Source organism: Hymenobacter agri, from assembly GCF_054778495.1.
Window position 1 is genome coordinate 1 of record NZ_BAAGZM010000831.1, and the last position, 1,484, is coordinate 1,484.

Genomic DNA, 1,484 nt, shown 5'->3' on the forward strand with positions numbered 1-1,484 from the left:
CGGTCAGCTCGGCGTCGTAGTGGCCCGCGCTGGGATGGCGCAGGTCGAGCGCCGCCTTCAGCTGGGGGCCACCGGCGGCTCCCAGCGTCCCTTGGTAGTGGCCTACGGGCGGCACGCCCGCAGTATCGGCAGGTTGGTGCTGAGACTGGCAGGCAGCCAGTAACAAGGTTAGCAGCAGCAGCAGCAGCGGCAGCCATGCGCTCGGCAGGCGGCGCCCTTGCTGCACGCGCTCAGATAAGTGTATGGGCATGCCCAAATGTAGGGGGTTTAGCGGCCGGCCGGCATTTTAAGTAAATCATCTACCCAGATGGGAGTATGCCTGACGGCGATGAGATGCCCTGACCACGGCTAATACCGCAATTGCCGGCTATTCGTTGCCGGCTATCAGCGCCACGAAATATCCCTTATACCCGCCAGCCTGCCTCCCTCGTACGGACCTGCGCGAGGGAATCTCCGCTCTACCCGGCAATTCACCCGGCTGCCGGAGTGGCGCAGCAGGCCTGAGCAGCAATTGATTACCAAGTAACCATATCTATATTGCGGACGCATTTTCAACCTTTCTTTCATGAGAAACCCACTACCTACCCGCCTTGCGCGCCTACTACTGGCCTGCAGCCTACCACTAACCAGTTGGGCGCAGTCTACTATTCTCGACCCCACATTCGGCACGAATGGCCGGGTTCTCACCACGTTCACCAGCGGCAACACCACCGACCAGGCGCAGAGTGTTGCCCTGCAGCCCGATGGCAAGCTGGTAGTGGCCGGCTACGGCAGCGGAGGCCTGGAAGTGGCTCGCTACACGCCGGCCGGGGCGTTGGACGCCACATTCGGCAACGGCGGCCGGGTGAGTATTGAGTTCGGTGCATTGCCCAGCACCATCTGCTCGTCGGCCTCGTGCACCCAAGAGCAGAGCAAAGCGCTGGCCGTATGTGTACAAACAGATGGCAAGATTGTGCTGGGCGGGCGACGCAGCGGACAATGGCTGGCCACCCGGCTGCTGGCTAATGGCCAGTTGGATAGTTCCTTTGCTTCGCAGGGTGCCTATACGCTGCTGGCAGGCACGCAGGGCGGCGAAATCAGCCGCCTGGGCCAGCAATCCAGTGGGCAACTCATTCTCATCGGCCGTACTTCTACGCTGAATTTCAACTACCCCCGGGCAGTCCGCTTGCAGGCCAATGGTACCGCTGATGCCAGCTTTACCGGCACGGTGCCCTACAACAACTCAACCTATTCCAGTTTCGACGGCCTGGTAGATAACGCCGACCGGACGGTGCTGCTCGGGTACGAAACGTTTCTCTTCGTCACCCCCACGCCCACCCCCCAGCTGGTGGCGTATCGCCTTTTGCCCAACGGCCAGCTCGACCCGGCATTTGGTACTGGCGGGCGGGCGGCCCTGCCAGCCGATTTCACGGGCTATAGCGGCGGCGGGGCCCTGGTACCGCTGCCCACGGGGCAGCTGCTGGTGGTGGCTGCCAGCAGCGCCG

The 1,484-nt window shown here is 62.7% G+C and carries 2 protein-coding genes; one reads left to right on the forward strand and one right to left on the reverse strand.

The window, feature by feature from the left end:
• Positions 1-250, reverse strand: a 250-nt coding sequence (locus tag ACYVDE_RS22590) for a hypothetical protein (protein WP_460503790.1), incomplete at its 3' end; no start/stop codon positions are given.
• Positions 251-565: 315 nt separating this feature from the next.
• On the opposite strand from ACYVDE_RS22590, the gene ACYVDE_RS22595 reads away from it, so the two are divergent.
• The coding region (locus tag ACYVDE_RS22595) for a delta-60 repeat domain-containing protein (protein WP_460503791.1) at positions 566-1,484 on the forward strand (919 nt) is incomplete at its 3' end.